Genomic DNA, 13,118 nt, shown 5'->3' with positions numbered 1-13,118 from the left:
TCAATCGTTCAGATTGAAGTTGTAAGGCTGGGTGGCCATGGCCCGAATGGGCTGGCCGTTCTCGAGATAGGGCTTGCACGAACTCGCATGCGCGGCGGCAATGGCGGCGTCGTCCAGACGGCTGAAGCCGCTGCTCTTTTTGAGCGAGATGCTTTCGACCTTCCCCGTCGGTCCGATGACGAACGTCACATAGGCCGTACCGGTTTCGCCGCGGCGCTTCGACAGCGCGGGGTAGTCCGGCGTGACCATACTGCACTCGATGTGCGAGACGTTCTTCGGCGCCGTGATGTCCATCGTCGGACGGCCGACTGCCGGCGCAGCCTGAGCGGGCGGTGCAGCCGGCGCGGGCTGCGCGGGCGGCGTTGGATCAGCAGGTGCCACCGGCGTAGGCGACGGCGCGGCCGCCTCGGGCAACGGCGTAGGCGTCGGCTTGGACGTCAGTATCGGCTTTGGCTGAACCTTGGGCCTGGTATGAACTGGCGGCGTCGGCTTGGGCGGTGGCGGCGCGATCGATTGCACCGCAACAGGCGCGGCCACGGGCGCCGGCGCCAGCAATTCCGCGGTCATGACGCGCGATTCGAGCGGCGGCTGCACGGGGTCATGACGCAACGTCAGGACCACCGCAAGCAAGGCGACATGAATCGCGGCGACTGCGGCAGTCGCGGTCCAGACACGGGAATTCATTCGGGCGGACGAAGCCGACGTAACGCCGGCTGAAACGGTAGGCGAGGCCTGCATATTAGCGTGGCGACGCGCCGTTGATGCGGTGCGTCAGGCAAGACATCGTCATGTTCGGAAGATCAGCAGCGAAATGAACAAAGTAGTCACGAAACCAATCAGCAATTCCATCTCGAACTCCTTTTAACGGATGAGTGGGTAGCTGGCTTGTACGGATACTGGCTTGCTGACGGCAGTGGGATAACACGTGAAGCACGGCGAAGAGCAGCGCCTGAAGCAGTGAGCGCCCGCGCGGCGTGGGCCGCGCTCTAAAACCGGCCTCGCGTTCGCAAATTCAGGCGGCTTTGCGTTCGTAGAACGTCAGCGGCATAGGCTGCGAGTGATGATCGAAGCCGCAGCGGCTCGCGCATACCCCGCTTTCCATCATGACGCCGCGCACGGAATCCGCGCATTTGCCACAGCAGGAGGCGACGCCGAGTTCGAACTGGAGTTCGTCGAACGAATCGACGCCTTCCGCGATCGAGGCACGGATCTTTCGGTCAGAAACAGACTTGCAGACACAGACAATCATGGCAGGCGTCATAGCTAACGTTAATGCGAACTATTATCATTTTGATTGAGCCGTTTGGCAAGCGTCCTGCATGATTTTTTGTAACAAAACCAGACTCTTAGAAGGGTTTCGTCTAAGGGACGGGATCGGGCGTCAGGGGCTGAAAGGGCTCGAAACGCCAAAAAAACAGCGCAAAAAAGCCTCGGGACGGCCCTAAAGCACACCGCGAGCGGTTTTTATGCGGCTTGGGAATCTGGCGCGGCCGTGCGGCGCGAAGGGATGACAACCTGTGCGACCGCCGCGTCGATCTGCAGCAAAGTCGCGGCGAGCTGTTGCTGATGGCTGCCGTCGCCTGTCGAGTAAAAGCGGGGCAGAACAGCGTCGGCATTTTCCGGGGCGGCGCGCATGCCGTGCTGGTCGAGTACCCGTTCCAGTTGGCGTGCGATGGCCACGCTCGTATCGATCAGCATGAGCCGGTCGCCGACGATGTCGCGGATCGCCGCATCGAGGAAGGGGTAGTGGGTGCAACCGAGCACCAAGGTATCGGCGCCGGCATCGAGCATGGGTTGCAGGTAACCGCGCAGCAGTGCGCGCAGTTCGGCGGAGCCTACGTCGCAGCGCTCCACCGCCTGCACCAGCCCGTGGCCAGGCTGGCAGAGAAAACGGCAATCGGCGGCGTAGCGCTCCAGCAGCGCCTGAAAGCGGGCGCTGCGCAAGGTCACTTGGGTCGCGAGCACGCCGGCGACACGCGCTTTCGACTGCAGCGCGGCCGGTTTGACGCCCGGCTCCACACCCACCAGCGGAATCGTCAGCTTTTCGCGGACCAGTGCGATCGACTGCGCGGTCGCCGTGTTGCATGCGACCACCAACGCCTTTGCGCCTTGGCTCACGAGCCATTCCCCGATTGCGAGGGTGCGGTCGGCGATGAAGTCGTCGTCGCGTTCGCCGTAGGGGGCGTAGCGCGAGTCGGCGACGTAGATGAGCGCTTCGTGAGGCAGTTGCGCCCGGACCGCCCGCAGCACCGACAAACCACCCAGACCCGAGTCGAAAATGCCGACCGGCGCTCGCGAATCGCCACCTGAGGGGGCAATCCCGGCACTGGAAGACGGCGATTCTGCAGGCATAGGCAATAAGGACGCGCGCGGCACAGCGGTCACGGAAAACTCACGAAAACGGGGAAGTGCTCAAGTATATCGCCCGCGCGGTTCAGGACTCGATCGAACCCATCGCAGTTTGCTGATAATTCTGGATGCCGACCTTGTCGATCAGGTCGATCTGCGTTTCGAGCCAGTCGATGTGTTCTTCGGTGTCGTCGAGAATCTTCACGAAGATTTCACGCGAGATGAAATCGCGAACCGATTCGCAATACACGATTGCTTCCTTGCAGGTGCTCTGCGAAATCTGTTCGAGCTTCAGGTCGCATTCGAGGATCTCTTTGGTTTCCTCGCCGATCAGCAGCTTGTGCAGGTCTTGCAGATTCGGCAGGCCGTCGAGCATGAAAATACGTTCGATCAACCAGTCGGCGTGCTTCATTTCGCCGATCGATTCGTCGTATTCATGTTTGCCGAGTTTCTCGAGACCCCAGTGCTTGTACATCCGCGCGTGCAGAAAGTACTGGTTGATGGCGGTGAGTTCGTTCTTCAGTTGCGAGTTCAGATACTCGATAACTTTTTTGTCGCCTTGCATGGGGGTTCCTTATGGGGGATTTGAATTTTCAACAACAATAAACGCCGGACCTGAAAAAGCCAAGGAAACAGACACAGTTTTTTGCCTTGATTCGCAAGGTTTTTGCGTGATGCGTACCGTTCTCATTCCAAGATAAAAAAGCCGGGGTTTGAGGCCCCGGCTTTCACTTTTCAGTTGATGTTGTTACCGATCAAACTGTCGCGACCGGAATCTTGCCGATCTTCGCTTGCCATTCCTTGGGCCCAGTCTGGTGCACCGAGGTGCCGTTCGAATCGACGGCGACTGTTACGGGCATGTCCTGTACGTCGAACTCGTAGATCGCTTCCATGCCGAGGTCTTCGAACGCGAGAACCTTCGCGCTGCGAATGGCTTTCGACACGAGATAAGCGGCGCCGCCCACGGCCATCAGATACGCGGCCTTGTGCTTCTTGATCGCCTCGATCGCAACCGGGCCGCGCTCGGCCTTGCCGATCATTGAAACAAGACCGGTTTGCGACAGCATCGTCTCAGTGAACTTGTCCATGCGCGTCGAGGTGGTCGGGCCGGCGGGGCCGACTGCTTCGTCGCGCACCGGATCGACCGGGCCTACGTAATAGATCACGCGGTTCGTGAAGTCGACCGGCAGCTTTTCGCCCTTCGCCAGCATATCGGCGATGCGCTTATGCGCGGCGTCGCGGCCCGTCAACATCTTGCCCGACAGCAGCAGCGTCTGGCCCGGCTTCCAACCCGCAACTTCTGCCGGCGTCAGCGTGTTCAGATCGACGCGCTTGCTGGTTTCCGTATTCGGTTCCCATTGCACCTTCGGCCATGCGTCGAGCGATGGTGCCTCGAGCTTTGCCACGCCCGAGCCGTCCAGCGTGAAGTGCGCGTGACGCGTTGCCGCGCAGTTCGGGATGATCGCGACCGGCTTGCTCGCGGCGTGCGTGGGCGCTGCCATGATCTTCACGTCGAGCACGGTGGCGAGACCGCCGAGACCTTGCGCGCCGATGCCGAGCGCGTTGACCTTCTCGTGCAGCTCCACGCGCAGTTCTTCGATCCAGTCTTGCGGGCCGCGTGCGATCACGTCCTGGATGTCGATCGGTTCCATCAGCGATTCTTTCGCCATCACCATCGCTTTCTCAGCCGTGCCGCCGATGCCGATGCCGAGCATGCCCGGCGGGCACCAGCCTGCGCCCATGGTCGGCACGGTCTTCAGAATCCAGTCGACGATCGAGTCCGACGGATTCAGCATCGCCAACTTCGATTTGTTCTCCGAACCGCCGCCCTTGGCCGCGACCTGCACGTCGACCTTGTCGCCCGGCACGATCTCGTAGTGGATCACGGCCGGCGTGTTGTCTGTCGTGTTCTTGCGCGCGCCTTCCGGCGGGCTCACGATCGACGCGCGCAGCACGTTGTCCGGGTTCAGATAACCGCGGCGCACGCCTTCGTTGATCATCTCGGTGACGCCCATGGTCGCGCCATCCCACCGCACGTCCATGCCGACCTTCACGAACACCGTGACGATGCCGGTGTCCTGGCAGATCGGGCGCTTGCCTTCGGCGCACATGCGGCTGTTGGTGAGGATCTGCGCGATCGCATCTTTCGCGGCCGGGCTCTGTTCGAGCTCGTAAGCGCGGCCCAAGGCCTGGATGTAATCGAGCGGGTGGTAATAGCTGATGTACTGAAGCGAATCAGCAATGCTCTGAATCAGATCTTCCTGTTTGATGACGGTCATGGCTAGCTCAGTGGGGACAATGGCGCTTGTTTTCAGACTCGCGGGACAGTGCGGTCAGTCGTGCGCCTTCAGGGGAGGGGAAGCGTTCGAACCCAGCGCGTGCAAACCCGCGGGTTCCTGAAAATGTTTCGGATGCGTATGGGTGGTGAGGCGGTCGACAAGTGCCATCACCAGCGCCGAGACGAGGAACGCGACGTGAATGATCACCTGCCACATGATGGTGTGCGTTGAATTCTGGTCAGGGCTGATGAAGGTCTTCAGCAGATGGATCGACGAGATGCTGATCAGCGCCATCGACAATTTGACCTTGAGCACGCCGGCGTTCACATGGTCGAGCCATTCCGGTTCGTCCGGATGACCCTCCAGGCCGAGGCGCGACACGAAGGTTTCATACCCGCCGATGATCACCATGATCAGCAGGTTCGAGATCATCACCACGTCGATCAGGCCGAGCACGACCAGCATGATGTTGGTTTCGTCGAGCGTCATGGAGGCCGTGACCAGATGCCAGACTTCCTTCAGGAATAGCACGACGTAGACAGCCTGGGCGACGATCAGGCCCAGGTAGAGCGGCACCTGCAGCCAACGGCTCATGAAAATGATCACGGGCAGGGGCTGCATCGGGCGGCGCTGACGGGCGGAGTCGGGTCGCGGAGCGGACATAGGCAAGAGTCGGATGAAACGCAGGTGACGGAACACGGACCAAATGTGCCGACCCGGCGCTCAAATCAACCGCGCGGGCCAAGCATGCAAACCGGGGCGCAGACGGCGCGGTACACGGCCAAGGCAGGCCGGAAAAGCTTACGTCGGGCGCGCTATTGTACAGCGACAGCTGAATTTGCTGCGGCGCGGCGGGCAGCGGCTCCTGGTAACAGGCAGCGGTATTCAGGAGGCGACCGGCGGCACCCGCTTGACCCTCAGGCTCGCCAGCCCGATCCCTGCGACCACGCAGGCGAGCGCGATGCCGTGCGCGAATGTGGGCCGCTCGCCGAGAAAGACGATGCCGTAAATCGCCGCGGCCACCGGCAGCACGGCGCTGAAAACGCCCGCGAGACTGCCCGGCACATGACGAATGCCCTTCATCCACAGCCAGAACGAAAAGATGCTCGCCGACAGCCCGTACCACAGCACCAGCGTCCACACGCTGAGCGGCACCGCTCGATAGTCGAAGTGCAGCAGCGCGGTGGCGCCGACCGGCAGCATCAGCAGCAGGCCGAACATATGCGTGTAGGCGCAGATGTCGAGCGGCGCGAGGGTTTGCGTGAGACGGCGCGACAGGATGATGTAAAGCGATTCACAGCACACGGCGCCCAGCACCATCAGGTTGCCGGTGAACGAAGCCTCGCCGCCAACGTGCTCATCCCCATGCGCGAGATTGATGACGACCACGCCGACGATCGCCAGCCCGATCGATGCGAGCGCCCGACCGTTCGGACGCTCTTTGAGGATCAGCCACGAGAGCAGCGCGACGACAGCGGGAATCGTGCTGGTGATGACGCCGGCCGCGACCGCGCTGGTACGCTGCACGCCGCCCAGCATCAGCAGCGTAAAACCGAAGGTGCCGAACAGCGCCTGCAAGAACAGATTGAGCCATTCACCCCGCTTGACGCGGCGCAGCTTGGCGACGCGCAACAGCGGCCACAACACCGCCATCGCAATCACGAAGCGCAACAGCGCGAACAGGGGGACGGGGACGAATGCGACGATCGATTTACCGATTCCGACATTGCTGCCGACCAGCAGCATCGAGGTAATGAGAAGCAGGGCGTAGCGATTCAAGCTGAGGATCCGGATAAGAGCGCGCGTCGGCGCATAGTCTACCGGACTGGCCGGCGCCCCGCACCTGCTCGCGTGCCCGCCGCTTGCCTCGCGTCAAATGCGTCGAACGTGTCAAATGCGTCGAACGTGTCGAAGTATCAAACGTGTCGAAGTTATCAACCGCGTCACTTGCGCGGCGCGCCGCTGTACAGATCGTATGGCGCACCGCATGCCTGATCCGCTGCGGCAAAATGCGCGACGATACGCGCGCGTCCGGGACCCCTGTCGCCGTGGGCTGCGACGATGCGCAAGTTCTTCAGGCGCAGCGGCGTTCCCGGCAGCACGGCGACGCAATCGGCGAAGAGGGCGGTCGACAGATTCTTCTGCGGGACCGATTCGTCGAAGATCGAGAACAACGGGTACACGCCGTCGCGCCGTTGCGCGGCAGCCCGGTGCTTTGCCCAGGCAGCAGCGTTGGACGGCAGCACGAAGGCGCACTGAGCGCCTAGGTCCACAAAGCGCCCGCCTCGGTCGCCTTGCAGCGCGGCAAGCCCGTCGCGAGTGATCCGCGACACGCGGTACGAGGTGCCGACATAGTCCTGCATCGATTGCAGTGCATCGAGGAAGCGTTGCACGACCGCATCTGGCAACGCGCCACGGCGCAGCGACTCGCCGATCGGGCGATGGCCGCCGTCGACGAAATGGCTCATGGCGTTGTAGAGCCCTGCATTGGAGCGCCGCACGAGGTCGTCGAGCCGATGGCGATCGACGGGGCCGAGCCTTGAAGAAGAGTTCATGGTGTTCTAAGAGGGAAGTTCGGGGCAGGGAGTGAGGCGATGAAGCGAGGCTATAGAGCGGGCCGGCTATAAGGCGCAGACCGCGAAGCGGGGGCAGAAAGCGGGCAGGAAGCGGGCAGGAAGCAGAGCGGCTTGCTGACGCGCCGCCCCGCTTCCGGCCGGCGTCGCTGCGACGGCCGGCCGTGACCTCAAGGCTCCGTTAAGCGGCAGCGCCTCCAGCCGCACCCGATTTACCCATCATCGACGTGACCATGCCGAGCAGCGGCATCGCGGCTGAAATGGCCGTCTTGATGAGGTCCATGATCTGGCTCATCGCGCCCGCCATGTCGGCGCCACCACCGCCGCCGCCCTGGGTCCCCGCGCCCTGGGTGCCGAAGTCGCCGTCGTTCGCGGCGCCGAGCCGGGCGTGCGGCATGGCGGCCGGCGACATATTGCCGGCATCGCCGGTGTCGTCGGGGGAAAACATCCGCACGGAGCTGAAGCTCGCGTCGGTCTGGATGCCGTTTTGCGCCGCGTCCGGCAAATTGCCCATATCGAACGGCATGCTGCCGCCGACGGTGTTGATTGCATTGCTCATCGTGAAATCCTGGTGATTAAAAGTTAAACCGTTCGGTTGCCGTTTTAGCGCGAACAATCACAGTCGGTGCTCCACGGTTGTCAGATTCCCGTCTGTGAGAAGAATTGGCCTGATTATTTCGATAAACCTCCTTGCGTCTGTTGGTGAGATTTGCGCGCTGCGTCTGGATCGATTGCCGTTATGCCGATTGGATATTTCTGTTCGAGTATCTGCGTGACGCAGATGATTCTGATGAAACCGGTGAAGTTGCAGATGGTTTCTTGCGTCATGTCGATTTCCAGAGCCCATTTTGAAATCAGCTTTCCTACTGTCAGAGATTCCTGACGTGCAATTTCCTCGATGATTCGCCAATAGATTTCCTCGAGTCGCAGACAGGTTGCAAATCCGTTAATTCTGACGGAGCGTAGTCTTGGTCTCGCGAGTTGAGGGGTGAAGTTGCAATACCGTGTCATCCGCATGTGGGTGCGCATGTAGGAATTGAGGAATGAAGCGCTTCTATTAAGACGTTGAAGCAGAACAGTGCGCTGAATAATTGCGGAAGAGACTGTCCGGTACGAACTGAATTGAACGAGTTGGCTGTCATGATCGGATTAATCGAGTTGTCAGTTCCGCAATCCTCGCTCTACAGGAAAAAAGCAGGTCATACAGATGTATGACTTATCGATATGTGCACTTCATCTGTATTTTTGGATAAGTGGATTCCGCAGGATAAATGCGACATCGGACGAATGCTGCGTATTGGCATTCTGTCGGGTTGGGCGGAATCGCGCCGATGCATCTGTATTTGAACCACTGCCCATGTCTTATATGTGTATGACCTTGAGCAGTGGAAACATCATTAAATTTCTGGCTAACGTAGTCAATAAACGTAGCCAGGGATTTTTAATGCTTATGATGCGGCGCAACGATTCGACCATTGAGAAGGAGAAGGGCGGCGACGACCGTCCGGATTTGCCGTCGTGCGCCCGCCGGGCCGCCTTGCGTCATGTCGCGGGTCCGCTCGGGCTCGCTTCGGCCGTGTTGCTCCTGCCCGCGGCGCATGCCGCGACACCCGTATGGCAAGGTGCGCCGATTCACTACGCAGTGAACGGCGCCCCGTTGCCCGACGTCTTGCGCGATGTGCTCGCCGTCGAAGGCTTGAGCGCCGACATCGGCCGCGACGTGAAGGGGCTGGTCAATGGCCGCTTCGACGACACGCCGGGCAATGTCTTCACCCAGCTGATCGAGGCATACGGACTCGTCTGGTATTTCGACGGCAAGGCGATGCATGTCGCGAGCGCGTCGGATGTGCGCAGCCGGGTTATCCCGTTCGTACCGATGACCCGCGAGGCCGTCGCGTCCCTACTGCGCAACCTCGATCTCGACGACGCCCGCCTGCCGATCAAATATTCCGCGACCACCGTCAAGGTAGCGGGCCCGTCGAAATTCGTCGATGCGGTGGCCGAGGCGATCGACAAGGCCCAGCGGCAGACCACCGTCGCGCCGTCGTTCGACGAGACCGTCATCCGCGTTTTCCCGCTGCGTTATGCGCAGGCGCAGGACGTCCGTTATGCGGTCGGGTCGCAGGAGCAGGTCGTGCCGGGCGTCGCTTCGCTGTTGCGCCGCTTGATGACGGACACCTGGCAGGCCACGGCCCAGCGTGCCTCCCGCTCGCGCGCCGACGCTCGCAATGCGCGCGGCGGCCCGCCGCCGTTGCCGAGCCTGCTCGGCCTCGGCCTTGCCGGCACACCGTCTGAGAGCGCCGCCGAGGCGGCCCCGCTGCCCGATTCCGAGTCCGACACCGCACAGCCCGCCGCGACACCCGCGCGGCGCAACATCGTCGCCGATCAGCGCAGTAACTCGGTGGTCATCAGCGACCTCGTGTCGATGATGCCGAACTACGAGCGCGCGATCGCGATGCTCGACCAGCCGCAGGAGCTCGTCGAGATCGACGCGGTGGTGATCGACGTCTCGTCGAACGCGGCGCGCACGCTCGGCGTGCGTTGGGGCGGCGCGAACGGGCGGATCAACGTCGCCTCCGGGACCGCGAGCGCGCCGACGAGCTTCCGTGCGGTGGACCTGGTCACGCCGGCAAGCGCGGTGGCCGGACTCAATCTGGCGACGCTGATCGGCAACTCGGCGCAATACCTGTTCGCCCAGATTCATGCGCTGGAGGAGGCCGGCCAGGCGCGTGTGCTGTCGCGCCCGCAGGTTTTGACGCTGAACAACACGGAAGCCGCGCTGACTTCGCGCAGCACGGTGTATGTGCGGGTCGCGGGCAACCAGGCGGTCGACCTCTTCAACATCGATACGGGGATGACGCTGAAGGTGACGCCGAGCGTCGAATCGAGCGGCGAGCCGCGCCGCAATATCCGGCTCAACATCCAGATCGAAGACGGTACGTTCAACACGTCGGCATCGGTGGACGGTATCCCGAAGGTCGACAACCACTCGGTCGTCACTCAGGCGATCGTGCGCGACGGCGAGAGTCTGCTGATTGGCGGCTATCAATATGAACGCAGCGAAAGCACCACGTCCAAGGTGCCGCTGCTCGGCGACGTGCCTTATCTAGGCGCGTTGTTCCGCGATACCCAGACCACGCGCGAGCGCCTCGAACGGCTGGTGCTGATCACGCCACGCCTGAAGCGCCTGACGGGTGATGTGGCGTCGAATATGGCGCAGGGCGCTGGTGGAACGACGATGGGTATCGCTACTTCAAGTCCGGATACGCCTTCGGTTGGGACGGTGGTGGCGAGCGCGTTGCCCGTACCGACGATGCTACCGGCGAGCGACGCGCCTGTTGCTGCGCGTCCACGGCCGCGGCAGCAAGCGCAGCAAGTACTGCAAGCTCAGCAAGCACAACAAGCTCAGCAAGCCCAGCAAGCCCAGCAAGCCCAGCAAGCCCAGCAAGCCCAGCAAGCACAGCAAGCACAGCAAGCTCAGCAAGCACAACAAGCCCAGCAAGCCCAGCAAGCCCAGCAGGCACAGCAGGCACAGCAGGCACAGCAAGCCCAGCAAGCCCAGCAAGCCCAACAACCGCCTGCCCCCGATGTGCCATCAGCCGTGGACGCGGCATTACGCGCGCTGGCCCAGCCCGCCGCTCCGCAGTCGTCTGCGTCATCGGCCCTGTCACGGCCGGGCTTGCCGCTGGTGAGCAAGATGCCATGGGAGAACCGCCATGACCGCTGAAGCACAGATCGTCGTGATGGACGGCGTGCACACCGGCGCAAGCGTGGTGCTGTCGCCCGACAAGCCGTTGCGCATAGGCAGCGGCGGCGAAGCCGACCTGATGGTGATCGACGAAGGCGTCGAACCGCTGCACGCCACCGTCGAGTTGCACGGGGCGGGGCTCGCGCTGGTCGCCGACGGTCCGCACGTCGCTGTATTCGGCCGCCCCGTAGCGCCCGGGCGGCGTGTGCTCCTTCAGCGCGGCGCGTGGTTTTCAGCAGGGGCCGTCACGTTCCAGTTCTGCGGCCGCGATGCGCCGGGTGCGACGATGGCGCGCGACGCCGAACGTGCCTACCTGCGCCGTCATGCGCCGCTGACGTATATCGCGCGGCACTGGACCGATGCGTCGCCGGTGACGCGGGCCGTGATCGTTGCGGTGCCGGTTGTATTTGCGCTGCTCACGTGGACGGCTTCCAACCAGTGGACCAGCGACGTACCGCGCGTGGTTCGTGCGAACGACGCGTTCCGGCTGGTGAAGACGCACCTCGACCCGAAGTCCGGCGCACTCATCTACGAGGGCTACGTCGAGTCGGCAGCCGATCTGGCGGCGCTGACCGCCAGCGCCTGGTCGCGGCAGCGCGCGCCGGTGATGCATGTGTTCGTGCTCGCGCAACTGCGGGAGCAAGTCGGCGAATTTCTCGCGCGCTACTACCGCGGCGCCGCAGTGCACGCCACGCAACCTGGTGCATTCGCCGCGACGCTACCCGACGCGCACGGCTTTCTGTCGCCCGAGTCGTGGGACTACGCACGTGTCGCGCGTCTCGCCGGCGCCGAAATCAGCGGACTGCGCGGTCTCACTTTTCCCGGTCATGCCCAGCAGGGCGAGCGGGTGCGGGTACCGCTCGAGGCAATCGGCCTGAATCTGCTCGCCAGCCGTCACGCGTTCTGGCTCACGGATGCGCAGGGGGTGCGCTATTTCGTCGGCGCGCGACTGCCGATCGGACGGGTGACACGTATCTCGGCTTGCGCCGCGGAACTCACGCGTGACGACGACGGTTCGGTCTACGAATTCTTTATGGATGCCGCACATGCTGGAAAAAACTGCCGGTAAAAGCACGCTCGGCGCGTGCGCCGATCTTCCGCTCGAAGCGCAACTTGCCGAAGCCGGCGGCGCGGCGCGCGAGTCGATCGTGGCACGTCTGACCACTGAGATAGACGCCATGAACAGCGCGCTGCCGGGGGCGTCGCCAACGGTGCGAAAGGAACTGATTCTGCTTGTCGAGTGTTTGCGCGCGGCTCGGCAAGTGGTGGAACGAAGCGCCAGCTTCACAAACGCGCGCGATAAAAAGTAAGGAGTGGAAATCATGAATCAGGTCAATACGACGATGTCCCCGAATCTGGGCGGCAACCTCGCCGGTGCCACGGGCGGCTCGACGGTCGGCGCGAACGGCGGCCTGTCGTCCCAGAAGGTGGCCGAAGTGCTGGCGAAGATCCTCGAGAAACAGAACAAGGACTTCGATACCAAGTTGCAGCAGGCAGAAGGCACCGACGAAAAGCAGCAGAACGCCGCCATGATGAAAGTGCAGCAGGCAATGGGCGCGGTGAACACGACCCAGAGCGTTGCGACGGCTTGCGTGCAGGGTCTCACCGACGCGCAGAAGGAAACGGCGCGCGCGTCCCACTAACGCATTTCTAGTTTCACTTTAACCAGGACGGAGACGCCTTGCGGCGTCTTCGGGGAGCCATCGACGATGCAGGACGACACCTTGGAACTGCTGATTTCGATCGGTCATTACGCCCGCGTGCATGGGCGCTTCGATGAGGCGCGCTATCTGTTCGAGCGGCTTGCCAGGTTGTATCCGCAGCGGGCCTTTCCGTATCTCGGGCTGGGGCTGGTCGAGATCGACCGGGCGAATTACCGCGCTGCATCCGTGCTGTTCGGCCGTGCGGTGGAAGTCGCGCCCGACAGTGCGCTGGCGCGTGCATGGCTCGGCGTGTGCCAGGTGTTCGAGGGCCACTACGCGCTCGGTGCACGAACGCTGAGCGCGGTGGCGAACGGCGACGAGCCCGGTGCGAGTTCGATGGCCGCGGCGTTCCTGAATCTGCCTGAATGCTTGCCTTATCGCCACGCCGCTCGTGCCACGCAAGCCGAGCGCGCTGTGGGTCCCGTTTCAACCATTGAACGACTGACTATTCGAGGCAGCCATTGAT

15 protein-coding genes are annotated in these 13,118 nt (G+C 62.6%); 5 read left to right on the top strand and 10 right to left on the bottom strand.

Annotation, left to right across the window (positions count from 1 at the left end):
- From P0D84_RS13940 to P0D84_RS13895, 10 genes are all read right to left on the bottom strand, one after another.
- The gene (locus tag P0D84_RS13940) at positions 1–738 is read right to left on the bottom strand and encodes an energy transducer TonB (protein WP_408337231.1); all 738 of its coding nucleotides are present in this window, start codon (positions 736–738) and stop codon (positions 1–3) included.
- Positions 739–1,012: 274 nt separating this feature from the next.
- Positions 1,013–1,249: a (2Fe-2S)-binding protein gene (locus tag P0D84_RS13935; protein WP_408337229.1), complete on the bottom strand. Its 237-nt coding sequence runs from the start codon at positions 1,247–1,249 to the stop codon at positions 1,013–1,015.
- Positions 1,250–1,464: 215 nt separating this feature from the next.
- Positions 1,465–2,352, bottom strand: coding sequence for a glutamate racemase (murI, locus tag P0D84_RS13930; RefSeq protein WP_408337227.1), 888 nt, complete (start codon positions 2,350–2,352; stop codon positions 1,465–1,467).
- Between the two features lie 82 nt (positions 2,353–2,434).
- Positions 2,435–2,914: a bacterioferritin gene (bfr, locus tag P0D84_RS13925; RefSeq protein ID WP_074284854.1), complete on the bottom strand. Its 480-nt coding sequence runs from the start codon at positions 2,912–2,914 to the stop codon at positions 2,435–2,437.
- 190 nt (positions 2,915–3,104) lie between these two features.
- The gene (locus tag P0D84_RS13920) at positions 3,105–4,628 is read right to left on the bottom strand and encodes a fumarate hydratase (protein ID WP_408337225.1); all 1,524 of its coding nucleotides are present in this window, start codon (positions 4,626–4,628) and stop codon (positions 3,105–3,107) included.
- A 54-nt stretch (positions 4,629–4,682) separates the two neighbouring features.
- The gene (locus P0D84_RS13915; protein WP_408337223.1) at positions 4,683–5,249 is read right to left on the bottom strand and encodes a TIGR00645 family protein; all 567 of its coding nucleotides are present in this window, start codon (positions 5,247–5,249) and stop codon (positions 4,683–4,685) included.
- Positions 5,250–5,513: 264 nt separating this feature from the next.
- On the bottom strand, positions 5,514–6,407 hold the full coding sequence (locus tag P0D84_RS13910; RefSeq protein ID WP_408337221.1) for a DMT family transporter: 894 nt from the start codon (positions 6,405–6,407) through the stop codon (positions 5,514–5,516).
- 164 nt (positions 6,408–6,571) lie between these two features.
- Positions 6,572–7,183: a hypothetical protein gene (locus P0D84_RS13905; RefSeq protein WP_408337219.1), complete on the bottom strand. Its 612-nt coding sequence runs from the start codon at positions 7,181–7,183 to the stop codon at positions 6,572–6,574.
- A 199-nt stretch (positions 7,184–7,382) separates the two neighbouring features.
- On the bottom strand, positions 7,383–7,760 hold the full coding sequence (locus P0D84_RS13900; protein ID WP_408337217.1) for a hypothetical protein: 378 nt from the start codon (positions 7,758–7,760) through the stop codon (positions 7,383–7,385).
- A gap of 113 nt (positions 7,761–7,873) precedes the next feature.
- A complete protein-coding gene (locus P0D84_RS13895) occupies positions 7,874–8,212 on the bottom strand; it encodes a ribbon-helix-helix domain-containing protein (RefSeq protein ID WP_408339832.1) in 339 nt (112 codons plus the stop codon).
- 433 nt (positions 8,213–8,645) lie between these two features.
- Here P0D84_RS13895 and sctC point away from each other — a divergent pair, with 433 nt between their 5' ends.
- The 5 genes from sctC (at position 8,646) to P0D84_RS13870 (ending at position 13,117) form a co-directional block, all read left to right on the top strand.
- A complete protein-coding gene (gene sctC, locus P0D84_RS13890; RefSeq protein WP_408337215.1) occupies positions 8,646–10,928 on the top strand; it encodes a type III secretion system outer membrane ring subunit SctC in 2,283 nt (760 codons plus the stop codon).
- Entirely contained in the window at positions 10,918–12,018 is a 1,101-nt protein-coding gene (locus P0D84_RS13885; protein ID WP_408337213.1) for an FHA domain-containing protein, read from the top strand. Before sctC ends, P0D84_RS13885 begins: the two co-directional genes overlap by 11 nt.
- Complete coding sequence (locus P0D84_RS13880) at positions 11,996–12,259, top strand: hypothetical protein (protein ID WP_408337211.1); 264 nt, start codon at positions 11,996–11,998, stop codon at positions 12,257–12,259. The genes P0D84_RS13885 and P0D84_RS13880 overlap by 23 nt, the downstream gene beginning before the upstream one ends.
- A gap of 12 nt (positions 12,260–12,271) precedes the next feature.
- Positions 12,272–12,592 (top strand): hypothetical protein, encoded by a 321-nt coding sequence (locus tag P0D84_RS13875; RefSeq protein WP_408337209.1) that lies wholly within the window; start codon positions 12,272–12,274, stop codon positions 12,590–12,592.
- A 66-nt stretch (positions 12,593–12,658) separates the two neighbouring features.
- A complete protein-coding gene (locus P0D84_RS13870; RefSeq protein WP_408337207.1) occupies positions 12,659–13,117 on the top strand; it encodes a tetratricopeptide repeat protein in 459 nt (152 codons plus the stop codon).
- Position 13,118 lies beyond the last annotated feature (1 nt).

Origin of the sequence: Paraburkholderia sp. RL17-337-BIB-A, assembly GCF_046025895.1 — a bacterium.
GTDB lineage: Bacteria > Pseudomonadota > Gammaproteobacteria > Burkholderiales > Burkholderiaceae > Paraburkholderia > Paraburkholderia fungorum_C.
Note: the sequence above shows the minus strand (reverse complement) of the source record. Positions and strands in the feature narration are given on the sequence as shown.